The organism is Pseudoalteromonas sp. 68 DY56-GL68, from assembly GCF_041414825.1.
Lineage (GTDB): Bacteria > Pseudomonadota > Gammaproteobacteria > Enterobacterales > Alteromonadaceae > Pseudoalteromonas.
Window position 1 is genome coordinate 153,430 of the sequence record NZ_JAOCZL010000008.1, and the last position, 24,713, is coordinate 178,142.

At 40.0% G+C, this 24,713-nt stretch carries 29 protein-coding genes and 1 pseudogene; 12 read left to right on the forward strand and 18 right to left on the reverse strand.

Features of this window, described 5'->3' with window-relative positions:
* The first annotated feature begins 70 nt into the window (after positions 1–70).
* Genes NYF15_RS05995 through NYF15_RS06005 form a run of 3 tightly spaced genes read left to right on the forward strand, consistent with a single transcriptional unit; the run spans position 71 to position 1,104 of the window.
* On the forward strand, positions 71–448 hold the full coding sequence (locus NYF15_RS05995; RefSeq protein ID WP_016708221.1) for a MerR family transcriptional regulator: 378 nt from the start codon (positions 71–73) through the stop codon (positions 446–448).
* A gap of 60 nt (positions 449–508) precedes the next feature.
* On the forward strand, positions 509–898 hold the full coding sequence (merC, locus tag NYF15_RS06000; RefSeq protein WP_016708222.1) for an organomercurial transporter MerC: 390 nt from the start codon (positions 509–511) through the stop codon (positions 896–898).
* Entirely contained in the window at positions 886–1,104 is a 219-nt protein-coding gene (locus tag NYF15_RS06005; protein WP_062566147.1) for a GDCCVxC domain-containing (seleno)protein, read from the forward strand. The genes merC and NYF15_RS06005 overlap by 13 nt, the downstream gene beginning before the upstream one ends.
* A gap of 1 nt (position 1,105) precedes the next feature.
* On the opposite strand, the pseudogene NYF15_RS06010 reads toward NYF15_RS06005, so the two are convergent.
* From NYF15_RS06010 to cadR, 7 genes and pseudogenes are all read right to left on the reverse strand, one after another.
* A pseudogene (locus NYF15_RS06010) lies at positions 1,106–1,667 on the reverse strand (manganese efflux pump MntP family protein).
* A 51-nt stretch (positions 1,668–1,718) separates the two neighbouring features.
* Entirely contained in the window at positions 1,719–2,450 is a 732-nt protein-coding gene (gene qatD, locus NYF15_RS06015; protein ID WP_016708224.1) for a Qat anti-phage system TatD family nuclease QatD, read from the reverse strand.
* Positions 2,447–3,781, reverse strand: a complete 1,335-nt coding sequence (gene qatC, locus NYF15_RS06020) for a Qat anti-phage system QueC-like protein QatC (RefSeq protein ID WP_130244327.1) — start codon at positions 3,779–3,781, stop codon at positions 2,447–2,449. The genes qatD and qatC overlap by 4 nt, the downstream gene beginning before the upstream one ends.
* Positions 3,774–4,661 carry a hypothetical protein gene (locus NYF15_RS06025; RefSeq protein ID WP_130244328.1) on the reverse strand — a complete coding sequence of 296 codons (888 nt, stop codon included), beginning with the start codon at positions 4,659–4,661 and terminating at the stop codon, positions 3,774–3,776. The genes qatC and NYF15_RS06025 overlap by 8 nt, the downstream gene beginning before the upstream one ends.
* Position 4,662: 1 nt before the next feature.
* The gene (locus NYF15_RS06030) at positions 4,663–6,423 is read right to left on the reverse strand and encodes a P-loop NTPase fold protein (protein WP_371353082.1); all 1,761 of its coding nucleotides are present in this window, start codon (positions 6,421–6,423) and stop codon (positions 4,663–4,665) included.
* An 11-nt stretch (positions 6,424–6,434) separates the two neighbouring features.
* Entirely contained in the window at positions 6,435–7,010 is a 576-nt protein-coding gene (locus NYF15_RS06035; protein WP_062566150.1) for a recombinase family protein, read from the reverse strand.
* Positions 7,011–7,141: 131 nt separating this feature from the next.
* Entirely contained in the window at positions 7,142–7,531 is a 390-nt protein-coding gene (gene cadR, locus NYF15_RS06040) for a Cd(II)/Pb(II)-responsive transcriptional regulator (RefSeq protein ID WP_016708229.1), read from the reverse strand.
* A gap of 82 nt (positions 7,532–7,613) precedes the next feature.
* Between cadR and NYF15_RS06045 the strand changes: the two genes are divergently transcribed.
* The 7 genes from NYF15_RS06045 (at position 7,614) to NYF15_RS06075 (ending at position 15,788) form a co-directional block, all read left to right on the forward strand.
* The gene (locus NYF15_RS06045) at positions 7,614–8,267 is read left to right on the forward strand and encodes a cation transporter (RefSeq protein WP_016708230.1); all 654 of its coding nucleotides are present in this window, start codon (positions 7,614–7,616) and stop codon (positions 8,265–8,267) included.
* Positions 8,268–8,279: 12 nt separating this feature from the next.
* Complete coding sequence (locus tag NYF15_RS06050) at positions 8,280–9,008, forward strand: transglutaminase family protein (RefSeq protein ID WP_371353083.1); 729 nt, start codon at positions 8,280–8,282, stop codon at positions 9,006–9,008.
* The gene (locus tag NYF15_RS06055; protein WP_016708232.1) at positions 9,001–9,900 is read left to right on the forward strand and encodes a cation diffusion facilitator family transporter; all 900 of its coding nucleotides are present in this window, start codon (positions 9,001–9,003) and stop codon (positions 9,898–9,900) included. Before NYF15_RS06050 ends, NYF15_RS06055 begins: the two co-directional genes overlap by 8 nt.
* A gap of 45 nt (positions 9,901–9,945) precedes the next feature.
* Positions 9,946–10,308 (forward strand): hypothetical protein, encoded by a 363-nt coding sequence (locus tag NYF15_RS06060; RefSeq protein WP_016708233.1) that lies wholly within the window; start codon positions 9,946–9,948, stop codon positions 10,306–10,308.
* Between the two features lie 69 nt (positions 10,309–10,377).
* Positions 10,378–11,706, forward strand: a complete 1,329-nt coding sequence (locus tag NYF15_RS06065) for a TolC family protein (protein ID WP_029216105.1) — start codon at positions 10,378–10,380, stop codon at positions 11,704–11,706.
* Between the two features lie 2 nt (positions 11,707–11,708).
* A complete protein-coding gene (locus NYF15_RS06070) occupies positions 11,709–12,623 on the forward strand; it encodes an efflux RND transporter periplasmic adaptor subunit (RefSeq protein WP_016708235.1) in 915 nt (304 codons plus the stop codon).
* Positions 12,624–12,677: 54 nt separating this feature from the next.
* Positions 12,678–15,788, forward strand: a complete 3,111-nt coding sequence (locus NYF15_RS06075; RefSeq protein WP_016708236.1) for an efflux RND transporter permease subunit — start codon at positions 12,678–12,680, stop codon at positions 15,786–15,788.
* A gap of 91 nt (positions 15,789–15,879) precedes the next feature.
* On the opposite strand, the gene NYF15_RS06080 is transcribed toward NYF15_RS06075, so the two are convergent.
* Both NYF15_RS06080 and NYF15_RS06085 read right to left on the reverse strand, forming a co-directional pair.
* Positions 15,880–16,071, reverse strand: a complete 192-nt coding sequence (locus NYF15_RS06080) for a cupredoxin domain-containing protein (protein ID WP_227006812.1) — start codon at positions 16,069–16,071, stop codon at positions 15,880–15,882.
* A gap of 5 nt (positions 16,072–16,076) precedes the next feature.
* Positions 16,077–16,238: a hypothetical protein gene (locus tag NYF15_RS06085; protein ID WP_353956868.1), complete on the reverse strand. Its 162-nt coding sequence runs from the start codon at positions 16,236–16,238 to the stop codon at positions 16,077–16,079.
* 656 nt (positions 16,239–16,894) lie between these two features.
* Here NYF15_RS06085 and NYF15_RS06090 point away from each other — a divergent pair.
* The gene (locus NYF15_RS06090; RefSeq protein ID WP_008109672.1) at positions 16,895–17,416 is read left to right on the forward strand and encodes a DUF305 domain-containing protein; all 522 of its coding nucleotides are present in this window, start codon (positions 16,895–16,897) and stop codon (positions 17,414–17,416) included.
* A 1-nt stretch (position 17,417) separates the two neighbouring features.
* Entirely contained in the window at positions 17,418–18,149 is a 732-nt protein-coding gene (locus NYF15_RS06095) for a MauE/DoxX family redox-associated membrane protein (protein WP_016708238.1), read from the forward strand.
* Positions 18,150–18,365: 216 nt separating this feature from the next.
* Here the strand turns inward: NYF15_RS06095 and NYF15_RS06100 are convergent, their stop codons facing one another.
* From NYF15_RS06100 to NYF15_RS06140, 9 genes are all read right to left on the reverse strand, one after another.
* Entirely contained in the window at positions 18,366–18,716 is a 351-nt protein-coding gene (locus tag NYF15_RS06100; RefSeq protein ID WP_062566151.1) for a hypothetical protein, read from the reverse strand.
* A gap of 50 nt (positions 18,717–18,766) precedes the next feature.
* Complete coding sequence (locus NYF15_RS06105) at positions 18,767–19,138, reverse strand: cation transporter (protein WP_371353084.1); 372 nt, start codon at positions 19,136–19,138, stop codon at positions 18,767–18,769.
* Between the two features lie 10 nt (positions 19,139–19,148).
* Positions 19,149–19,571 (reverse strand): hypothetical protein, encoded by a 423-nt coding sequence (locus tag NYF15_RS06110; protein WP_062566152.1) that lies wholly within the window; start codon positions 19,569–19,571, stop codon positions 19,149–19,151.
* Complete coding sequence (locus NYF15_RS06115; RefSeq protein ID WP_016708241.1) at positions 19,555–20,220, reverse strand: isoprenylcysteine carboxylmethyltransferase family protein; 666 nt, start codon at positions 20,218–20,220, stop codon at positions 19,555–19,557. Before NYF15_RS06115 ends, NYF15_RS06110 begins: the two co-directional genes overlap by 17 nt.
* Entirely contained in the window at positions 20,213–20,548 is a 336-nt protein-coding gene (locus NYF15_RS06120) for a DUF2933 domain-containing protein (protein ID WP_016708242.1), read from the reverse strand. The genes NYF15_RS06115 and NYF15_RS06120 overlap by 8 nt, the downstream gene beginning before the upstream one ends.
* 9 nt (positions 20,549–20,557) lie before the next feature.
* A complete protein-coding gene (locus NYF15_RS06125) occupies positions 20,558–20,911 on the reverse strand; it encodes a cupredoxin domain-containing protein (RefSeq protein WP_045979597.1) in 354 nt (117 codons plus the stop codon).
* 11 nt (positions 20,912–20,922) lie between these two features.
* Positions 20,923–23,166, reverse strand: a complete 2,244-nt coding sequence (locus tag NYF15_RS06130) for a heavy metal translocating P-type ATPase (protein WP_045979598.1) — start codon at positions 23,164–23,166, stop codon at positions 20,923–20,925.
* 101 nt (positions 23,167–23,267) lie between these two features.
* Complete coding sequence (locus NYF15_RS06135) at positions 23,268–23,681, reverse strand: MerR family transcriptional regulator (RefSeq protein ID WP_045979599.1); 414 nt, start codon at positions 23,679–23,681, stop codon at positions 23,268–23,270.
* A 297-nt stretch (positions 23,682–23,978) separates the two neighbouring features.
* Positions 23,979–24,401 carry a hypothetical protein gene (locus tag NYF15_RS06140; protein ID WP_045979600.1) on the reverse strand — a complete coding sequence of 141 codons (423 nt, stop codon included), beginning with the start codon at positions 24,399–24,401 and terminating at the stop codon, positions 23,979–23,981.
* Between the last annotated feature and the right edge of the window lie 312 nt (positions 24,402–24,713).

Here is a 24,713-nt window from a genome sequence, read left to right on the forward strand (position 1 = left end):
GCAATAAAATTGAGTTTAGGCAATCCGCATTAATTGTATAATGATGTCTCTGCTTCTAAAGAGTATGTTTATGAGAACCATTGGAAAACTGGCAAAAGATTTAGATATCAATGTTGAAACGATCCGCTTTTATGAGCGCCAAGGTTTAATAGAGCAGCCTCCAAAACCCGAATCAGGTTATCGAAAGTATGACGAGACACACGCTAATCAACTCAAATTTATTCTGAAAGCTAAAGCATTAGGGTTTACGCTGAAAGAAATTGAATCACTGATGTCACTAAGTAGCAGTTGCGCTGATATAGAATCGATGGGATTGCAAAAACTTAATCTCATCCGTAATAAAATTGCTGATTTACAGCGGTTAGAGAAAGTAATTCAAGATATGACAGATTCTTGCAAGGCCAATCAAGACCCTCAATCCTGCCCGGTAATAAATTCACTTAAATAGCTATTGACCCCGTACTTATGTACGGAGTTTATACTACCTTAAAAATTGAGGTAGATAGTTATGATCAATAAAATTCTAGATAAAGTAGGTTCTGGTGGCGTTTGGCTAGCCGCCCTTAGTTGCACAGCATGTTTTCCTGCGCTCGGCTCATTGGCATCTGCGCTTGGGTTAGGTTTTCTTTCACATTTTGAAGGGATAGCGGTGAACACCTTATTGCCATTATTTGCTTCACTAGCGTTGTTAGTTAATTTCTATAATTGGTATCAACATCGAGAGTCATTAAGAGGCATTTTAAGTGTCATTGGCCCAATTGCAGTATTGCTGACCCTTTATCCTTTATGGCAATACGACTGGAGCACTTACTTATTTTACTTTGGGATCATTTGGATGGTCGTAATGTCTATTTTAGATATTGTTAAGCCCATTAAGGAACCAGTATGCAAGGTATAGAATTAAAATCTAAGATAACTTGCCCTGAATGTGGATTTAGCAAAGTTGAAACCATGCCTACAAACGCTTGCCAATGGTATTACGAATGCGAAAGCTGTAAAGCACTACTTAAACCGTTCAAAGGTGATTGTTGCGTTTACTGCTCTTATGGAACAGTTAAGTGTCCTCCTATTCAAGAAGGCAATGCATGTTGCTCAGGTAAGTAGCCTAGTATTCGGTGGTTCTGTGCCAACCAAGTAATATCTTAAATGCGATTGCGATTAACACTAAACCACCAAATAGTTCAGCTTTAGACTCCAGCCATACGCCACTTCTTTCGCCGATATTCACACCAATCTAGCTAAAGGCAAACGTCGTGACGCCTATTATCAAGCAAGCTACGGCTATGTCTACCTCAAGCAATGTGATTGCATAACCTGCCGCCATTGCATCAATACTGGCGGCAATAGCAAGAACAAATAGCACACGATGAGTAACATTAGCAATATCTTCTTCAATTCCTTCAGATTGGGACTCATAAATCATTTTTGCCACCGATAAATAATAGCAAAATAAAAGCTATCCAAGGTGCATAATCTTCAATCCAAGATGATCATCCTTTACCGCTGTAATAGCCTAAAAGAGGTATAAAGCCTTGGAAAAATCCAAAATAAGCAACGGCTTTAATAAAGAGTTTTTCAGCATTTGCTACTTTTTTAGAACCTAAGCCTATGGATACTGCAAACACGTCCATACTGAGTGCTATAGCTAATACAAATACTTCAAACAAATCGATTAAACCTGAATAAAATTGTTATAAGATTACGTGACGTATAATTAGTTACTTGACTGATGTTAAACACCTAAGGTTTGCTGACAGTTGCTCAATTATCGAAGCCTTATTTTTACACCAAATTTCAGCCAGATATTCAGTAACAGTGCCAACACTTGAAGGAAACAGAATATTCCCCGCCACTTTGGCGAAAGGGCCATCAGTTTCGAGTAAAATCCTATCTTGAGGTATCCACGATATTACTTTTTTAGCTCTGGCTGAAGTAAGCATGGCTGGCCCAATAGAAAAGAAACAGCCTAGCTCGACGGCTTCTAGAACTTGCTTCTTAGTACCTAAAAACCAATGAAGAATAGAAGTACCAGCATTGGGGTATAACTTAAGTTGTTCAAGTACTTCACCTGTCGCATTAAGACTATGGATAGTTAGTATTTTGTTATCAAAGTCTTCACATTTTTTCAAAATATGCGTGAAAACCTCTAATTGATCATCAAAGTAATCAGCATAACCTTTTGAGCCATCCAGCCCAATTTCTCCAATATATCTAGTTCTATCAACTAGCTTATCGAATAGAGGTAGTTCATTTTTCCTTAAATGAGCAAGTTGAGGGTGAAGCCCCAAAGCCGTTTTACAGTGTTTTATGCCACTTGTTAACTGAACAGTACCTTCAAAAGCTGAAGGCACCGTAGTTACTGATAGCACGTAATAATTACTGCTTTTTATGTCGTTCAATACCTCTTTATGATCTGGATATAAATCAACATGGCAATGAAGATCCATCATGATGATTTATCCGCTTGGAGAAATAATTCAACCTCTGCTAATCCTCGCTTAATAGTTGATTCTAGTTTTTCTCGTATATCTTTATCTTGTGGTATTGGTCCTGACTTTCGAAGCCAAGAACGATAATTGTCAGTCTGTTTCAACCGGATAATGGCAGTTTGAACCGCTTGGAGATCATCGCGAGTATCTTTTTCTTTAATAAGACCTCTCAACCGCTTTGTCTTGTATGGCGCATCTTGTGTAAAACCAGCATGAAAAACTGACGCTCTTCGAATAAGGCAAGGTACACAATGCCCACACTGTTTATGCTCTCTGTGCCAATGACTACAAGAAACACTCAGAGGAACTGCTTTTCTAATTGCGTCTTGATCAACACATTCCGCTAACATTTCACCTTTAGTTTTGAATTGATAGGGGTTTACAAATTTGACATGAAACCCAGTGTCTCTAAGCAAAGATTCAAGCCGGCTTAGAAAATTAGGATGAGTAGTTCTAGTACTATGGCTACCAATCCGTCTTCTGGTAAGCGGTGGATTTATAGAAATATAGCCATTCTCAGGGACGACAATAGTTTCAATACTGCTATCGCAATTAGCATTTCTTAAGGCTGATATACCAAGTACCGCCATAGCTAGGAAGTTGAAGCTTCTTCCCCTCATGCTAATGTCAGTTTTACCTTCTAAATGCTTGATAATATGAGGAGACATTGAATAGGACAATTCGCCGAATGGCGGGGATAATAAATGCTTAATATCTTCCTGTTTTGCGCCATCACCACGATAAGCGTGACTAACCAAAAGCGGTTTTAAGGCTGACTCTCCGTTTAAAATGTCAATTGCACCAACTGCGCTGTCAAGACCTCCTGAAAAAAGGCAGACTGAGTTGAGTCCAATTAATGATTTTGCTTTTGCTTTCGCTTGCTCACTTGTTTTAGGAGTCGGCATCGGCATAGTTGTTTTTTCAAAAGTAAACTGCCATTGATCGCCCGTTAGAAAGTTGAGCAAAGAACTTAGTTCAGGCTCAACAGTATTCCACATATCCTCATCGGTAACAGGAACATGTAAATGCATTTTTCTAGCCCATGCATTTTCTGCATTATCCCTCAATTCAAATGTATCAGCGGCGGTAACAGCGGTTGCAATTGTTATCAGATCTATTGCATCAGCATCTACATTCAATCCCAAATCACGAACTGTTTGTAGTAGTTGTTTTGACACTAAGCTGTGCTTAGTGATGTCATTTTGATGCGTATGGAACATCTGGACAGGATGACAATCATCAGAAAAATCAGGCAAGTTAGCTGGGTCATGATTAAAATAAAAATTAGTCATCAAAGCTCTCCCACTCATCAACTGTCATGGCAATAGCATCGGCTTGAATTTTAGTAATATTTTCCTTACTGATAGTACTGGGGTTGCCATTAGTTACTTTGTCTAACTGTTCTTGTGTGATCACTTTTATTAATTCCCTTAATTCAACTTCCATTTGATGATGCTTGCTTGCAGGCTCAACGTGAAACCAAGCTCTGCCCATTCCTTCTACAACATCTTGAAATATAAGATCTGTTAAATAACAGCCTATGGCTTCTTGGATAACTTCGTCGGTAAAACTGTTAGGATCAAACTCTTCAGTATCGGGTAATGCTTCTTCTAGTGCGTAATCCAACGCAACTCTTACAGCATCCGAATCGGCATTATGAGGCGCTAAATGGCTAGCAATTTTGTCAATTGCTTGGTCAGTCGATAGCCCAGTTAGATCACCTAATGATAAGCTTTGATTATTAACCGTTACTGTGTCGCCACGCATGACACCAAGCAATCCAGAACCAGCAGTTATGCCGCTTGCTAGTCTCCGGCTAGTACTCTTACCTCCACCAGAGCCTTTTCTAGAGTAACTTTTTAATGAACGCCTTAGATCCGAAGTTGATCCACCTGTTTGAGCGTACTTACCAAATGCTCTTCTTGCACTAGCAAACCTATTTGGAGGCGGTGTTGCTGTTGGTGAACCGCCGATTTCTTGTTGAACCTTGTCATTGTCAATATCGTTACTATTGTCATTCTGATCATCTGCTTGACCACTGTCAAAGCCTGTTTGATCATCCCCATCAGTACCTGATGCAGGTTCTATCGTGACGGGGTCTCCTTGCTCTGCCCACGATGGAATTAGCGGACTCTTGTTATTCGGTCCTGTTGACGATGCGGACGTACCCATATTACTTAGTTCCCTCTAGTTCTTTTAAAATTGGATTAAGCCACCTTTGTCGGGGCAAGCTTTTTAAGAATGTAAGAAGACTTAAACAACATTTATCATCCTGCTTGGCAAGTAGCACCGCTCCATAAATGCCTGTAGGTCTTTCAGTCCAATCACCAATCAACTTAAAGTTTTCAATCAAACCATCCATGACTGACATGTATTCTTCCTTAGGAGTTGTGGTAATCGCAGTAGAGTTAACGCCACTGACCCTTACCTTTTGCTTCATTAAGTCTTCTACAAGTTTTTGAGCGGCTCCTGACATTACCGCATTAACAGCGCCCATTGGAATGCTTTCTCGACTCAGATACGCCGCTGGAGTCAAATCCACCTCAGTAAACATTGGAGGTAATTTTGACCATTTGTCAATAAAAGCTAGGTCTAGCTTCCACTCTTCAGGTAACTTAATTTCGTCAAATTCAACTTCTGAATTTTCGAGTTCCGCCAATACTTTTGGGAACCCCTTTTCCTTGTCAATTAATTCATAAAGCTTATTGGTAGCCTGAGTGCCTAAGCACCTCTCAAAAATTACCAGCTTAGTGATGGTTTTTTCATCAAGCTGCATACCTCGACGGTGAGCCGTTTTCTTTCTCATCTTCACTTGGTTCAGTAATCGCTTAACTATGCGAGGGTTGCCGTTAATGTTTGTAGATTCAGCTAATAGTGGAGCTAACTGCTCAGCAACTACAAATTTGCTTCTGAGTCCTGAATGCTTTTCGATATCGTGATCCTGAAGAAGCTCATCAACGGTAATTTGTGGTTGTTTCCAAGAAAGCCTTAATGATTCTTCAAGGGCACATCTTATCGCTTCTAACTGAGCATCTGTCACTCCGTGGTCTTGAGCGGTGAGCATCATTAAATATGCCCTTATCTCAAGAACACCGGGCCTTGGTACATGCACAGGAATTTGAATAAGCTTGTCTAAATAATCAGTTTGATGTCGTTGAGATGCACCTTTGTGATATTCAGGTACTGCCAAACGGATCATGTCTTCATCGGCGGCAATGACAAATGCGGTATTTGGTAAAAATAGAAATAATCTGATCGCCTCAAGTGTTGAAATGGCATTAAATGGAGAGCAGCGATCTAAATTATCGACATAGACAATAAGTGGCTTATCAAACTCCTTTAACAGATCAGAATATGCTTTTCGGAATTCTTTAATTTCTTTAGGAGGTGAGAATGATTTCTTATCTTTGATCAAACCTTTGTTTTTCTTCGCAACATCCTTAGCGCCATCGACAGCACCTTTTACATCATCAACATCAAGTTCACCATCGTCACCACCACTGAATAGTCCCATGATCTTCTGTATACCACCCATAGTCGGTATACCAGCTAATGCTGCACCACCATCCATTAGCAGTCCCATCAGTCTGATCTTATCTATTCGTCCAGCAAACTCTATTGCTTTTGCACTTAGATTTTTATCGTCTGCTGCTTTTTTTACTAAAGTAGATGCAATTGTTTCTAATAGCGCTGCTTTAGCGTCATCGTATCCTTGGAAAGTCCATGCATCGAAATGCACTTGTATATATTCTTGTTCATCAGTTTCCAAAGATGCTTTGGTAAGTTCAAGAATCGTGGATTTTCCAGCGCCCCAATCACCAAAGACACCTATACTAATAGGCATTAATTCCTTTTCAGTGATAAGATCTTTAATCGACTCAGCCGTTTCATTAAAGTTTAAGAAGTCAATTTTTGACTCTTTATCAGACCACATAACATCTCCTTTTATTTATTATTTTTTTGTTCCATTCTTTCAATAGTTCGATGAACCGTCGGGCGGCTAACAGAATATTTCTTCGCTAATGCAGAGATCGATTCACCATTTAATTTATCTTTATATAATTCTTTCGCTTGTTTGTCTGATAAAGCAGGCAACCTACCCATATGTTTGCCTTTAGCCTTCGCTTCTTCGCGACCTTCTGCGGTTCTGGCTTTTATAAGATCCCGCTCAAGTTGAGCGAATACTCCACATAGGTTGATCATGGCGGTGGCAAACGGATTATCATTTTTAGTATTGAGAGAGCCGTCGATAATATTTAAACAAGCCCCCTTTTTGTGGATACTTTCAATAGCCTCAAGAATAGACTTTAATGATCGGCCTAGCCGATCAAGGCGAGTAACAATTACCTCATCACCCTCCCTGATAAAATCGATGAGTTCCTTTAGCTTTTCTTCATTTCTAATGGAAGCACCTGACTGTTTTCCTTGAAATATTTTTTCACAGCCATGAGCGTCCAACTTGGACAGTTGAATATTTAAATCTTGCTCTTTAGTTGAGACTCTTGCAAAACCAACTTTCATATGTACGAAACCTGTAACTTTCGTACATCTTAACAATCAAGTGAACGAAAGTACATTAAATAAATTTCGTACATGAACGTAATAAAATATAGTTATTCGTACACAACACGGATAGAAAATGAATGACAATTCTAACTATCAAGTGACTTAATTATTCCACACGCTTCAATGGTGTTTTCAGTTGTACACAAACTTGCCATTTGTTGAAGCTCAGCTTTTAGTGCTTTGAGTTCTCTCATTCGATTGTTAACTAAGGCCAATTGTTGAGCAATGAGCTTATTAACACTTGCACAGCTTTCTTCTGGCTTATTTTTCAGTTCCATAAGGCGTTTAACATCTGTTAGAGGGATATCCAAACTTCGGCAATGCTTTATAAACTCTAATTCTTTTAAAGCCCGTTCACCGTATAACCTGTAATTCCCTTCAGTACGTTCAGGAGTTGAAAGCAACCCTTCTTTCTCGTAATACCGAATTGTTTGTATCGAACACCCTGTCGTTTTTGAAAGTTCACCTATCTTCATAAAACTTTAGTCCTAAATCTTGACTCTATAGTCACTATAGACTTTATAGTTAAGTTATCAAGCAAATAACTAAGGCCGTGCAATGAGTGGTTGTGGTTGCGAAGTCGAACTAAAAGATGCGAAACAAAAACATGTGCTGTATTGGTTGCTAGGTATTAATGCGGTTATGTTCTGCGTTGAGATTACTGTGGGCCTATATGCAAACTCAACGGCTTTGATAGCAGATTCAATGGATATGCTGGCTGACGCAATTGTCTATGGTATTGCTCTATATGCCGTGAGCCGATCTTTAAAGCATAAAGCCAATGCAGCCCTTATCAGCGGTTACTTTCAGCTGACACTCGGAATACTGGTAATCTTTGACATAGTAAGAAGACTCGGAGAAGGTGAGCCTCACTCTTGGTTCATGATCGGCTTTGGTTTTGTAGCATTAATAGCAAACGTCATTTGTTTAGTTTTAATCAGAATGCAAAGCAATGGTGAAGTCCATATGCGTGCAAGCTGGATATTTTCAGCCAACGATGTGATCGCAAACTTGGGGGTCATTGCTGCTGGTGTTTTAGTGATGCTACTTGATTCTCGCTGGCCTGACATTGTGATTGGTAGTGTGATTGCAACCCTAATTTTAAGAGGGGCTTACCTGATTATTACTGATGCGAAGAAAGAGCTGAGCAACGCAGAGTTAACAAGCGAAAACAATAGCTGTAGTGGAAGTAAATCAAAATCATGTTCTTAAAGGAGATGGATAATGAGTGCTAATTATTTAGAGAAAACACAAATATTAGACTTAGATGATCACAGCATCCAATCTCTAATAGCAGATCGGAATTGGAATACAATGGATGAATACAACACAATAGGAGCTGCTTACACCTTTGTTAAAGATGAGATTCAGTTTGGTTACAACCGCAGCGATGATATATCTGCGAGTGAAGTTTTAGCGGATGGCTATGGACAGTGCAATACCAAGGGAAACTTGTTAATGGCTCTATTCCGAGCGCTTGGTATTCAGTGCCGATTTCATGGTTTCACGATTGACCAACAGCTTCAGAAAGGCGCTATTCCTTCTTATGTATTTTGGCTTGCCCCAAAATCCATTATCCATAGCTGGGTAGAAGTGCTCTATGAAGGTAAGTGGATCAATTTAGAAGGCTTCATTCTCGACGAAGCTTACCTAAGTTCAATTCAATCCAAATTCAGTCAAGCTAAAGATAATTTTTGTGGTTATGGAATAGCTACTACCGGCATAAGTAACCCAGAGACGAACTGGGTTGGTAAAGATACTTATATTCAAAAAGAAGGCATACACGACGACTTTGGCTTTTATGACTCACCCGATGAATTCTATGCTGAGCAGGGAACCAATCTAACGGGTATTAAACGTTGGGCGTACCAAAACTTTATCCGTCATATCATTAATTGGAATGTACAAAGGCTTAGAAGAAAAAATGTAACCGCCGAGGCTCAACATGCATAACCACTCTCACGGTCATGATCACCCTCACAATGATGAGGACGCTTCGAGACGCATTGGCTGGGCTTTTTTTCTAAACCTCACGTTTACCATCATCGAATTTATCGGAGGTTGGTTAACCAATAGTACGGCAATCATGGCAGATGCTATCCATGATTTAGGAGATAGCATCTCCATAGGCACCGCATGGGGATTAAATAAGCTCAGTAACAAGCCTGCCTCTAGCCAGTTTTCATATGGTTACAAGCGCTTTTCATTGCTTGGCGCATTGATTAACGGTTTGGTATTAACTGTTGGTTCTGTTTTTATACTAATTGAGGCCATACCAAGATTAGCTAACCCCGAAATGCCTCAAGTCGAAGGAATGCTTTTATTAGCTATTTTTGGCATGGTGGTAAACGGTTACGCTGCCTATAAGCTAAGTCATGGAAAGACCTTAAATGAACGAGTTTTAAACTGGCACTTGCTTGAAGACGTTTTAGGTTGGATAGCTATATTTATTGTATCAATCGTATTGATGTTTGTTGAATGGCCCATACTCGATCCTATTTTATCAATTGGGTTTACCCTTTTTATTTTATTTAATGTTGTAAGAACACTGAAAACGACACTTATGCTCTTCTTGCAAGCGACACCAGATATTGATCTTATTGAAAATATTAAATCGAAAATAGTTTCTAAAGCCATTGTGGGTGAAGTACATCACTTACACATCTGGTCACTTGATGGTGAACACAACGTTTTAACCGCCCATATTGTTTTAAACACTGAAATATCTAACGAAGAGCTGAAATCGTACAAGCTAGAGTTGCGACAGGAGCTTAAAGAGTTTGATTTTGCTCATACAACAATTGAAATAGAGTTCATAGACGAGCAATGTCGTGACGCAAGCTAAACGATAGTGTTAACATTGGCATAACTAAGAGATAGTTGAAACGAAATGAATATTAAACAATTCCCTGCATACATCATGATAGTGCTGATATTACTTCAGTCATTTTCTGCTGTGGCAAAAGTTGCTGATGTTCATATTGTTGATTCCGAGCATATAAAAACCGAGCATGTTCATGCTTTAGATGACCACATTTCTTCTGAAAAATTAATACAATCATCAGCAGATAATGACCAACACAACCCCGCTGATTGTCATCATTGCGGACACTGCAATGGCTCGCATGTACAGTTTGCTACGCATGTTTACATCAGTAGAGACATTGATTTCAAATCAAGTCAGGTATTTGATTATTTAAAAGTAGTCATTGAAGCTCCCCCTTCCAGATTACTTCGACCTCCCAAAAGTTAGTCCTTTTATTTAATTGGCGCGTTAGGCGGTGAAGCCAACGCTCGTTTCATAAAATAAACAGGACAAAATATGAATATGTCTTATTTTAAGGCCCCCGTACTTGCTTGGAAGAAAGTAAAACGGTTGCTTCTGTTGTCGTTTTTAGTGACAACTAATAATGTATTTGCAAATGACTTAACTGTTGATTCAGTTTCATTGTCAGAGGCAATACAACGAACACTTGCAAACAACCCACAGCTAACAGCTTTTAAATACAAACAAAAGCGTTTAGACGGCGAGTTAGCTACCGCAGGGTTAAAACCTGAATATAACGTCAGCGCTGAATTGGAAAACTTTGCAGGTACAGGTGATGTATCTGGATTCAGCGACGCTGAACTTACCTTATCAATATCTTCCGTGGTGGAATTGGGAGATAAGGTAAATAGCAGAAAGCTTTATGTTAATGCCCAACAGCAAGCAATAGCTGTTGAAAAAAGAATACAAACACTCGATATTTTGGGTGAAGTAGCAGCTCGCTATATCGATGTTTTGACGTTACAGCAAATCATGCTCGTCAATGAAAATGCAGAAAAGCTAGCACGAGAAACCTATCAAACTGTCTCCAAAAAAGTTCGTGTTGGTTCGGCACCGTCATCAGAGCAAAAACGAGCTGATGCAGCTTTAGCAACAGCTCGACTAAAGACGCTAACCATTTCCAAGCAGTTAGAGGCCAGTGTTCGTAAGTTAGCTATTATGTGGGGAGAACAATCACCGCAATTCTCTCGTGTATCAGGCGATTTATTTGCACTTCCCAAAACAATATCACTCGAATACATCATGGCTCAACTTTCTCAAAGTCCTCATATATTAGCTTATGCAGAGCAATCGAGAATTCAGCAAGCTCAATTACAATCAATCAACGCACAAAGCCACGCTAATATAACGTGGAGCGCAGGTGTGAAAAGACTTGAAGGTAGCAATGAGACTGCGTTGGTTGCAGGAATTAGCGTCCCTCTGTTTACGAGTGATAGAAATAGAGGCAGCTATCAATCTCAAAAAGCAAAACTCGATGAAGTTGAGCAGCAACGGAAAGCCAGTGAGCGAGCAATTTACAGCCAATTAGCGACATTTTATGCGGCTCAGGAAGAGGCTCGCCTTACGGTTGAAACCTTACAAACCAGTATTATTCCGCCTCAAGAAAGTGCTTTGTCATTAGTGCAAAAAGCCTATTCGGACGGGCGCTTTAGTTATTTAGAGCTAGTTTCAGTTCAAAAAGAGCTTATTGAGATGCAATATGCGCTTATTTTTGCCGCAAGTGAGGTTCACAAACAAAGCGCCTCCATTGAGTCCTTATCAGGCATTCCATTAATTTCTTCCGGCAATACAGAAAGCCAACTTTCAAGCTTTATTGAGAATTAATCATGAAAAAGAAAAATATATTAAATTCACCAATCAGCCTTTTCAAATTAATGCTTGTTGCTGTAATTGGTTTCACCTCCATCACGACCTCAGCCAGTGAAGAACACAAAGATGAAATAGTCTCTATGTCTGTTGAGATGGCTAAACAAAACAGCATTGAAACAGTAGCAGCAACTAGCGGTGTTATTCATAACGAAGAAGTTGTATATGGAAAAATCGTTGCCGATCCTGCCTCACTTGCGCACGTTAACGCTAGATTCGATGGTGTTATTAAGGAAGTAAAAGTCAATCTCGGCGAAGAGGTCAAAAAAGGTGAAACGTTGGTAGTGATTGAATCCAATGAGAGCTTAAATCAATATTCGATAAAAGCACCAATGTCTGGGCGTATAGTCGCTAGGCAAGCCAATATTGGCGAGCTTACAAATGGTGAAAACTTGCTGACAATAGCCAATTTTGACGTGGTTTGGGCACAACTATCAGTGTTTCCTACTCAGCTAAGTAAGGTTAACGCTAACCAGCAGGTGCTAATTCATAGCACTGAATTTAATCAAAGTGCGCAAATTAGCTATTTAACACCATCACTAAACGACAAGCCATACTCATTGGCATTTGTAAAATTGGATAACAAAACCAACAAGTGGCCGCTTGGCACTGTAATTAAAGGTGCGGTTACGACCAGTCAACACTCTGCTCCAGTTGTTGTGCCAAAAGGAGCCATTCAAGAGTTTGAAGGCAAAGATGTTGTTTTTATTAAAGAAGGCAATGAATACCACCCTAGCGCCGTAAAAACTGGCGCTTCAGACGCTATCAATATTGCTATCATCGACGGTTTGAACGTCGGCGAAAGTGTGGTTGTAAAGAACAGTTATCTGCTAGTTGCTGATCTAAAAAAATCGGAGGCTGGACATGAACACTAATCTCCGACCTTTTTGTCCTCTACATATTGGCTTCAGTATTATCGAGGTGAAAATATGATCGCTTGGATACTAGAATTATCTATCCGTAGACGTGGTACTATGTTGCTTATGGCCTTGTTTATCATCGCTTTAGGAATATGGAACTATCAGAAGCTACCTATTGACGCTGTGCCAGATATAACCAATGTACAGGTACAAATAAACACGCAGGCTCAAGGTTATTCACCTTTGGAAACAGAGCAACGGATTACGTTTATCGTCGAAACGGGCTTGGCAGGTTTACCTAAGCTGGATTATACCCGTTCACTTTCTCGATATGGCCTGTCGCAAGTGACTGTTGTGTTTGAAGAAGGCACAGATTTGTATTTTGCCAGAAACCTAATCAATGAGCGACTTAGCGCAATTAAGGAGCAACTACCGTTTGGCATTGAACCAGAAATGGGACCAATTGCTACGGGCCTCGGTGAAATATACATGTACAGTATAACTGCCGACGAAAGTGCAAAGCAGAATAATGGCTTACCCTATGATGCGATGGCGTTAAGGGAGATCCATGACTGGGTAGTGAAACCACAACTTGCATTGGTTAAAGGGATTACGGAAATCAATGCAATTGGTGGCTATAAAAAGCAATACCATATCAATCCCGATCCGTTAAGGATGTTGCACTTCGGTATTACCAGTGAAGCACTATCAAATGCAATAATGCGAAATAATGCAAATCAAGGGGCTGGATTCATCGAAAGAAGCGGACAGCAAATTCTTGTTCGTTCACAAGCTCAGTTGCAATCTATTCAAGACATCCAAAACGTCATTATAAAAAGCGACGACGGCACACTTGTAAAAGTTAAAGATGTCGCCGAAGTTGCGATAGGAAAAGAGCTAAGGACAGGAGCTGCATCACTGGAAGGCAAGGAAAGTGTGATTGGCACCGCAATGATGCTGGTAGGAGAAAATTCACGCTCGGTGGCATTGGCTGTTGGTGACAAGCTTAGTGAAATCCAAAACAGTTTACCTCAAGGCGTGTCCATAGTTCCCTTATATGACAGGACAACTCTGGTTGATAAAGCAATTAGCACCGTACAGAAAAATCTTATTGAAGGTGCATTACTGGTTATCTTCGTATTGTTCCTATTACTGGGTAACATACGCGCCGCTTTGATTACCGCCGCAGTAATTCCTTTGGCAATGTTGGCAACAATCACGGGCATGGTTCAAAGCAAAGTCTCTGCGAATTTAATGAGTCTGGGAGCCTTAGATTTTGGATTGATTGTCGATGGCGCGGTAATAATCGTTGAGAACTGCATTAGGCGGTTAGCAGAAAGCCAAAAACGAAATAGTTCTGTCATTTCCCTGAAAGAACGCCTAGACATTGTTTATTCTGCTACCAATGAGGTTATACGACCTAGTGTTTTTGGCGTATTGATCATAACGATTGTCTATTTACCTTTGTTTACCTTATCGGGTGTCGAGGGCAAAATGTTTCATCCGATGGCCGCAACGGTGATAATCGCTCTATTGTCTGCAATGGTATTTACCTTCACGCTAGTCCCCGCTGCGGTTGCTTTATTCTTGAAAGGCAAAATCAGCGAAAAAGAAAGTCCAGTAATTGTCGGCGCTAAGTCAGTTTATAGTCCTGTTTTGAAGTGGGCTTTAAAACTACGTTGGCTAGTTGTTTGCGGCGCTGCTTTACTTGTGACATTTAGCATATTACTTGGTAGTAAATTAGGATCTGAATTTGTTCCTCAACTTAATGAAGGTGACATTGCACTGCACGCGATGCGTATTCCGGGCACGGGTATTGACCAAGCTGTAGAAATGCAGAAGGTACTTGAACAACAAATTATGAAATATGATGAAGTTGTTACGGTGTTTTCAAAAACGGGCACAGCAGAAGTTGCGACAGACGCGATGCCGCCAAATGTGACTGATACTTTTCTGATATTAAAGCCGAGAGAGCAATGGCCCGACCCTAATTTAACGAAAGAGGATTTTGTTGAAAGGCTGGAAAAAGATCTCAGCTCTATTCCCGGCAATAATTATGAGTTTACTCAACCAATTCAGATGCGATTTAACGAATTAATTAGCGGAGTAAGAGCTGATTTAGGGATTAAGCTCTACGGTGATGATCTATCCCAACTTGTCATTTCTGCACAAGAAGTTTTGGCTACACTCAATACAATTTCAGGTGTTGCTGATGCGCGGCTCGAACAAGTTGATGACGTGCCTATCTTTACCGTTAACCCCAAGCCTGAAGCATTAGCGCTATACGGGTTGGATGCAAGCGACTTACAGTCTTGGTTAAAAACAGTCGTGTCAGGTGAAGGCGCAGGGTTAATATTCGAAGGTGATCGTCGATTTGAAATTGTAGTTAGATATCCTGAGCTGTTGAGAGCCAACCTTGATCAGCTAGGTAATTTGCCAATCGCGACAGAAAGTGGTGAGTTTGTACCTGTAAGCGAAGTTGCAGAGTTAAATTATACGACAGTTCCAAGTCAAATAAGCCGAGAAAATGGTAAGCGACGAATTGTAATTACAGCAAATGTTAGAAACCGAGATCTAGGCTCATTCGTACAAGAGGCACAGCAAAAAATTCAACAAAATGTTGAATTGCCTGCTGGTTATTGGCTTGAGTACGGCGGAACATTTGAGCAACTTGAGAGTGCAACGCAAAGATTATCCATCGTAGTACCTGCCACATTGTTTGTAATTTTGACACTGCTTGTCATAGCATTTAGTTCAATAAAAGATGCCCTGATCATATTTAGTGGTGTGCCTTTAGCACTTACAGGCGGCGTATTGGCTTTGTGGTTAAGAGACATGCCTCTTTCAATTTCTGCTGCTGTTGGATTTATCGCTCTTTCAGGGATAGCTGTATTAAATGGACTGGTGATGCTGTCATTCATTAAACAGCGATTACTTGAAACAGGAGAGCTAATAAACTCAATTATCGAAGGTGCAACTATCAGGCTTCGCCCTGTATTAATGACCGCTTTGGTTGCTAGCTTAGGTTTCATTCCTATGGCATTAAACGTCGGAACTGGGGCTGAAGTTCAGAGGCCATTAGCAACGGTGGTAATTGGAGGGATTATTTCCTCTACTTTACTTACTTTAGTTGTTTTGCCTGTTCTATATAGAATTGTTTACAGTAAATACAAATCTTAACTTTAATTTAGAGGCTTCTCGTAATGTTTTCGAGAAGCCTTTTGTTAAGTTACTTTTGCTCGTTCAGGTGTGTAAAAAGACCTATTTAAAACTAAATTACTTTTAAGACGCCGCGATACATTTGTATCTGACAATGAAACTCATGCTCTCCCTGTGACAAGTTTAATAAGGTAATTTGAGTAATTTCATTTAACTTAAGCTGTTCGCTTATATCCAATGAAGGAATAAGCATTATTTCAGCGCAGGGGGATTGCTCTTTATGACCGTTATGAACGCACGTCATTATTGCTAATTGCGCAGATTATGAATGAAACTGGTAAACGGATTATCATTTTTTGTACTGACAGAACCATTAATAATCTTTGAACAATCGCCCCGTTTGTGAGTACTTTCAATGTCCTCAAGAATAGACTTTAATGATCGGCCTAGCCGATCAAGGCGAGTAACTATTACCTCATCACCCTACCTGATGAAATCGATTAGCTTCTTTAACTTTTTTCATTTCTAACCGAAGTACCAGACACATTGCCTTATAATATTTTTTTACAACCATAATAGCCCAACTGAACAGTTGAGCATTCAAATCTTGTTCTCTAGTAGATACTCTTGCAAAACCACTTTCATGTGTAGGAAACTTTTAGCTTTCGGACATGAACGAGATAAAAGATCAATATTCGTTCATTTAAAAAGTGAAATAAATGACAACTCTAACTATCAAGATTAATTCTTCCACATGCTTTAACTGTGTCTTCACTTGTACACGAGCTTACATTTGTTGAAGCTCAGCTTGTAGTACTTTGAGTTCCCACATTAGATTGTTAACTAAAGCCAATTCCGCCTGTGTCTATCACAAGTTCAAAACTCAAACTCTAAATATAAGCTGATTTGATCTCCTTCAAAGAAGATTTTTTGCCCATAAACTCTTACACCGAAATGTGTAGATTAGTACTGATTCACAATAATTGCGCTGAAATTGAGTCAATCGTATTACAAATACTCTTATTGATACTGGCTCATTACTTGCAATTTTTCGAGAACATGACCACATGTAGAGAATAATAGGCTAACAGTGGGAAATATTTACACTATCAATGTAAGGATTACTTATGAAATACTCAAGATTTGCTGCAATGATCATCACCTCAACCATTGCTATGTTTGTCATGATGTATCTCAACACTTACGCAGTATCACATATATGGTTTAGTGAAACGCGTATCTATATGGCGTTGTATATGGGAGCAGGTATGGCAATGATCATGCTGGCCTTTATGCTTGGCATGTACAGTAACAAGAAGCTCAACATGGCTATTTTTCTATTGGCGACAATACTGTTCGCCATATGTCTTTATCTTGTTCGCTCTCAAAGCACAATTTCTGACACTGCCTACATGAAAGCGATGATTCCTCATCACTCCATTGCTATTCTTACTAGTGAGCATTCAACTTTGGAGGATGTACGCGTGCGTGAATTGGCAAATGGTATTATTAAAGCCCAACGAAAAGAAATAAAAGAAATGGAATGGCTGATTAAGGATATTTCTGAAAATGGAAAGGTCAGCTCACAAGCTCAGGCTGAGCAACGACCGCTCCCAAAGTTTGAAGGCACACTGAACAAAGGAGACTAAGATGACTAAGACAGCTACCCTGTACAGAATGGTCACTGACGAACATATCTGCCCCTATGGTTTAAGGTCGAAAGATTTGCTGGAGAGGCAAGGGTATGATGTAGAAGATCATAAGCTCACGTCAAGACAACAAGCTGATGACTTCAAAGATAAGCATGATGTCAAAACTACGCCACAAACCTTTATTGAAGGAAAGCGTGTCGGAGGATACGATGACTTAAGAGAGTATTTTGGTAAAGATGAAGCAGGTCAAACTGGCACAACCTACACGCCAGTTGTAGCCATTTTCTCGATAGCTGCACTTCTTGCTGTCGCATCTCAACATTTTGCTTCCGGCTCATTTATCTCCATCAGAACACTGATGCTATTTATAGCTTTTTCAATGACGCTCTTAGCGGTGCAAAAACTGAAAGACCTATACAGTTTCACAAATTCGTTTATTACTTATGATTTACTAGCGATGAGATGGATAAGATATGGTTATATTTATCCCTTCATTGAAGCATATGCAGGTATTGGTATGGTTGCCCAACTACAGCCTCTCGCAGTGGCACCATTTTCATTGTTTATCGGCACAGTTGGAGCAATTTCAGTTTTCAAAGCCGTTTACATTGACAAACGCCAGTTAAAGTGTGCCTGTGTAGGCGGCGATAGTAGTGTGCCACTTGGATTTGTATCGCTATCTGAAAACTTATTTATGATCGCGGGAGCATTGATTATGCTGCTGATGTAAAGGTATAGCTCTATTCGGCGGCTCCTTAACTGTTAAGATTAGACCTAGGATGCCAGCCCACACCTTTCTAATCCATATGTAACATTTTTTCTGTCGTACTGGCATCAAGATAACCAGAACTGAGCAAACAATCTCAAAGGTTGTACAAAATAACACTAAAGCTTTTTCATTAAGTTTTATTGTTATGCTCTTGTGGTGGCTTTCGCCACCACTTTATTAGTTTTCAAGTTCCACCATATCTTTCGCTGCAATGTCACCAGACACTAGCTTTACAGTTGCGAAATGATCATTCACAATTTTAGTAATTTGTACCGTTCCTACCTTTTCGATAGTGTAGGGATCGTCACCTTCACTCAATACTATTCTTTCATGGAATCTAATAACACTGTATTTTTGCCCAACCTCTGCGCCATGCTTAGCACCAATACAGATTAGAGTTCGATTATCAGAACTTTCTACTACCTGACCTCTCATCATGTATTTATGATAAAAAGTGGTATTAGAACAACCCACTAAATATAAACCGAATGTAAGCAATAAAAGAGCTTTTATATAGGGTGTTTTCATCACTGTTACCTCATTTGACTAACTAATTATCTATACACTTTTTTATGAATTCATTTGTTTTTCCGGCCAGCCCCCGAAGGTGCTTGATGACAACTCCAAGGCTTATGAACAGAGTTATCTTTGATGTTCTGATCAACAAATTTATAGTAACTTTCTTTAGTATGTGTCCACCAATCATCATGAACATCTGCGCCATACTTACGGATTACCTCCTCAATCCCATCAAGGCTTACGTTTGCGGCATCATAGGCAAGGTGTATTTCACCTTCTTTGATGTTGTAACTAACTTCATCTATACCAAAAAGCTGATCTATTTCTTTTACTAACTCGTCACAGCTTTCTTCTGTGACATTGCTAAGCTTTAGATTTCGAACAACTAAATTTTGCTCACTAACGCCAACTCTATGATCTAAATCGCTCATAATTTTTCTCCTAATGTTTGTGTGAATGCTGTTGATTGCTATCTTTCATTTCTTCCATTTTCCGGTTCATCTGCGGCATCATGTTCTCCATCATTTCTAAATGATGTTCAGTCATCTTGATTTGTTGATGCATTGGCATTTCTTCCATATTTTTGTGCATGGATTGCATCATCTTCATCATTGAACGGTGATGTTCAACCATCATCTGCTGTTGCTTGTCAGGATCTTTTTCAGTTTTAATGGCATGGACTTCCTTTTTCATTTCCATCATTTTTTTATGCATTTCTCCCATGTTCTCATGTGGTATTGTCATGCCTTGATGCATATCAGCTTTGTTCGCACCTTCATGTTTATGCTCATTGTTTTGGGCAAATGAGCTAGTGGTTATCAGTAGTGAACTAATAAATAAAATTGATTTAGTTAACGTTTTCATGATTTTTACCTTCTACACTTTTATTAAAACTTGGGATCCAACTTGGTGTCGATTCCATATACCTGTGGTACTCCGAACCAAATTCAGCAATCGCCTGTGCTTCTTCGCGTTTCGCTAGCTTGACGTAAACAACGACTAAGATCGGAAACATCGCAAGTGTTGGGATTGTCGGCCACTGCAATAAAAAGCCGAACATGATTAGAATGAAAGCTACATACTGTGGGTGGCGACATCTTGCATACCATCCAGTTGTAGCCAATTGATGATGTTTTTGCGCGTGATGCAATACATTCCATGCTGAAGACAACATAAAGAAACCTGCAACAATAAACACCATACTCACTATATGAAATGGGTCCCAATGGGCATCACCTTGAAATCCAAAGAAAGTATGTAATAAATGCCCATTTTCATGCGCAAAGAAATTTACTTCTGGATAGGTCTCCGTCAGCCACCCCGACAGAAAATAGATAGTTAAAGGAAAGCCATACATTTCAGTAAATAGGGCAACAATAAAGGCAGAGAACGCGCTTAGACTTCTCCAATCAGTTGATGTTTTTGGTTTGACAAAACTAAAGGCAAAAAAGATAAAAATTGCTGAGTTCAGTATCACCATTGACCATAAGCCATAATCATATGTTTCATTCATCACTGCTCTCCTTTTTATGTGATTCCTTACGTGCCTTTTCTAAGCCTTGTATGTAGCCATCGCGATAGGCTGCATTTTTATCCGTGAGTTCTTGAAAGCTCTCTTCCTTTTTTTCATCAGGCGCATGTGAATGATCGTGACCATGTTTACCATGACTGCCATGCATAAATACGTGCATCAAGGGGCATAGCAATAAAATCAAGTAGGGAAGAAATTGCAGCGTATGTTGACCATGCTCAAGCACTAAGAAGTAGGTCACTGCGGCAATAAGTGCCAGTGCAGCCCAGCCTGTAGGTGTTGACCAAAAATTAGGGTGTTGATTTTTCATATTGCCCTCCTAAACGACTTTTAAGACACCGCGATACATTTGCATCTGACAGTGAAACTCATGCTCTCCCGGTGACAAGTTTAATAAGGTAATTTGAGTAATTTCATTTAACTTAAGCTGTTCGCTTATATCCAATGAAGGAATAAGCATTGTTTCAGCGCAGGGGGATTGATCTTTGCGTATAAACTTCAAGGTAACAGGTTGGCTAGCAGACACCTGAATTGAGGATGGGGAATACACGCCATCCCTCACTTCAATGAGTACTTCATTACCTTGAACGATTGTTTTATTGGGTTTATATAGCCAAAACCACCAAACAATCAGCGCGATTAACATTAAGCCTAATAAGTTAATTAACATCATCGCTCTTCTCCTTAATGCTCTTTTGCTTTAAAAAAGCGAAGTCGATTTGCATTTGACACCACAGTCAATGACGAAAACGCCATTGCAGCACCTGCAATTACAGGGCTAAGCAGAATGCCAAAGAAGGGATATAGAACCCCCGCAGCAAAAGGAATCCCAGCTACGTTATAGACAAACGCGCCAAACAAGTTTTGTTTGATATTTCGTAAAGTAGCTTTGCTTACCGCTATGGCATCGGCAAGGCCATGAAGTGAACCACGCATTAGGGTAATGTCAGCACTTTCGATAGCTACATCAGTCCCTGTGCCTATGGCGAAGCCAACATCGGCTAACGCTAGCGCAGGAGCATCGTTGATGCCATCTCCTGTCATACCAACAATTTCGCCACTGCCTTGTAGCTCTTTCACCTTGTTGGCTTTATCTTCTGGCAGCACCTCAGCAAGAAATTCGCTAATACCTGCTTTTTTGGCAACAGCGGCAGCGGTTTCCTTGTTATCACCTGTTAACATGATGACGCGTATACCATTAGCCTGAAGCCGTTTGATAGCAGAGATTGAGTCTGACTTAATGGGATCTGCGACAGCAATGATTGCGGCAAGTTCACCATCTACAGCAAAGTACATAGGTGTTTTGGCTTCTTTGGCTAAAGACTGGGCTTTTCCAACAAAGCCTGTGAGGTCTATGCCTTTTAACTTCATTAGTTTATCGTTACCAAAAAGCAGGACTTTATTGTTACAGTTTGCTTCTACACCAAAACCCGTAATAGCATTAAACGATTCAATTTTTAGTAACTCAATATCCTTATCTAAAGCACTTTCAACAATCGCTTGCGCTAAAGGGTGCTCTGAGCCGCTTTCTAAACTTGCTGCAAGCTGTAGTACGTCTTTTTCGTCAGTAGCTTTTGCTAAAACAATATCGGTTACCTTAGGTGCCCCTTCAGTAATAGTGCCCGTTTTATCTAAAATCATGGCAGTGATTTTAGAGGCGGTTTGCAGTGCCTCACCGTTGCGAATAAGTACTCCGGCTTCTGCTGCTTTTCCTACTCCCACCATGACAGACATAGGCGTTGCCAAGCCTAAAGCACACGGGCAGGCAATAATAAGCACAGTAGTTGCTGATACGATAGCAAAAGCAATTGCTGGCTCAGGGCCAAAGTTAAGCCATGCTAACGCACTTAACACCGAGATGATCATGACTACAGGAACGAAATAGGCGGAAATAACATCGGCCAAGCGGCCAATCGGCGGTTTTGAATTTTGCGCTCGTTTCACCATATTGATGATCTGTGCAAGCGCCGTGTCTTTACCAACGCGTGTCGCTCTAAATAAAATCATGCCTGATTTGTTCAAAGTACCAGCGACAACCTCATCTTCTTCGGCTTTTTCAACAGGCATAGGTTCGCCTGTCAGCATGGACTCATCAATAGAGGTGTGTCCTTCCAATACAACGCCATCTACGGGAATTTTTTCACCCGGCTTTACTTTCACAACATCATGAAGCAAAACCTGTTCGATACCTATCTGAACCTCTTTATTATCACGAACTACAGTTGCCGTTTTGGCCTGCAAGCCGATAAGACGTTTAATGGCCTCAGAGGTTTTACCTCTGGCTTTTATTTCTAATGCTAGACCTAAATCAATTAAGCCAATGATCATGGCGGTAGCTTCAAAATAGACATGTCGTGCCATCAATGGAACGGCGTCAGGTGCAAACACAACAACCATTGAGTACACCCAAGCTGTACCTGTTCCCAAAGCTATTAGTGTGTCCATATTAGCGGAGTGGTTTTTAAAGCTTTTCCAAGCGCCAACATAAAAATGCTTACCTGAAAAATACATAACACCAAAAGTTAAAATACCGACAACCAGCCAAGACATGCGTTCAAGGTTTGTTTCAACTGTCATTTCTCCAACTACAATGCTGTAGATCATCAAAGGAACGCCGAGTGAAAGGGCAATAAACGTATCGCGCATTAGCTTTTTGTAATATGCCCAATCCGCCGCCTCTTTCTCGTCAAGCGCATCTGTTGCTGAGCTATCATCAATTGGCTTCGCGTTATACCCCACTGACTCAACAGCTTTGATCAATTCTTCTGTCTTAGCTGTCCCAGAAACTGTTACAGTCCTATCAGCAAAATTCATTTCTGCACTGACGACTCCATGAGTTGCCTTTAACGCCCCTTCAATTTTGCCTACACAGCTAGCACACCCAGCGCCTTCAATGATGAGCTGTTGGCTTTGTGATGTTTTTTCCAACGTATTCTCCTTACTTTTACACGAAGAGGATTGAGTTTTTGCCTGACAGCAACAGCCTGATTCGGTTTCTATATTTGTATTAGTAGTTACCATTTTTCCTCCTATGCCTTTTTAATTTGTTCAAAGTTTTCGATGAGATGACAAACCATGTTTGCAGTCGGCGCTTTGTCTTCCATTTCTTCCCATTGAGAAAGCGCTGAAGACATTTTCCCTCGAAGTGCCAACATTGCTTGAAACTGTTTTTCTGTTTCTTCAAGCCGCTCTTTGATGAGGCTTCTGACTAATGGGCACGCACTTGTACCATCTTCAGATTCATTAAGAATTTGCTTGATATCAGCAACGGAAAAACCAAGATTTCTGGCACTTAAAATGAACTTAAGTCTCGATACTTCTTTATTCGAGTATGACTTGTAGCCGTTCACTGACTTAGCAGGTTTTAACAGTCCCAATCGCGTGTAATAGCGCACCGTATCAGCAGTCGTTCCAAGGCTTTTTGACAGTTCTGCTACTTTCATATTTACTCCTTAGTTTTTCACCTAAGTTTGTACTCTCACCTACAGCTTAGACCTGTGTCTAAGACACAGGTCAAGTACTAATTCTAGTGAATAAGCTAAAAAATAATTTTTTGGTAAAAGAGAAATCTCGGCCAAAATCGACAGCATTAAGTACTGTAAATGGCAATAGTTTGAGAATTTTCATAGTGCCTTCAAAATATCGTACTAATCGTTCAAAACAATTGATTATTTAAATCAATGAATAAGTCATTCTATTTTTGATGGGAGTGGCGAAAAAAAGACGCACTGATCCCGTGATTAGCCAATAATTGGTGGACGATAAAGTAAGAGATGGATACCAGATTTTGGTAGAGGTGTACGCTGTAGAAATAGCTCAGAGTAAATATTGCAAATACCTTCCTCTTGCGCTTGCACAAGATAGGGATTTAAATGAAAGCTTGAACAAAATCCCCCCTCACAACAAACACAATCACTAGCTTTACATTTTTCACAGACTTCATCACCATGACGGTGTTTAGAGTCTTGCGAGTTTACAGTGTGATAGTGACTATTGTCATTCATTGATTGATGGTGAATATTTTTGCTTCGTTGCATAATATGCGTGTCGGAAGATCCATTTTGATGTTCTTCACAATTCATTGGCTTAGCTGTAGCAAAACTATGCTGCGTAAGCAACACAGTTATTATCACTATTTTAAACCACCTGAAAAGTCCAAACATTATCATTCCTTCTTTAGCTCCTACAATATTAGCCACTTTATAAAAATAATTTTATGATCTTGATCAACCTTTGAACTAAAACCTAAACTTTTTACTTTTTTAAACAGCTTAAACTTAACAAGTATAAAAGGGGTGTCTGATTTATACTCATGAGATTGAAGCCAAGCATGAGCACCATAAAAAAAATAAAAACCCTACGCTCATAACTAGGTATTGAGTAAGGGATCATTTTTCCAATTGTTCAGCTTTAAGCGCAGTACTTTGCAACAATCGGTTCTATCCCGAGCACACCCAATTCCCGTTCATCAAAAG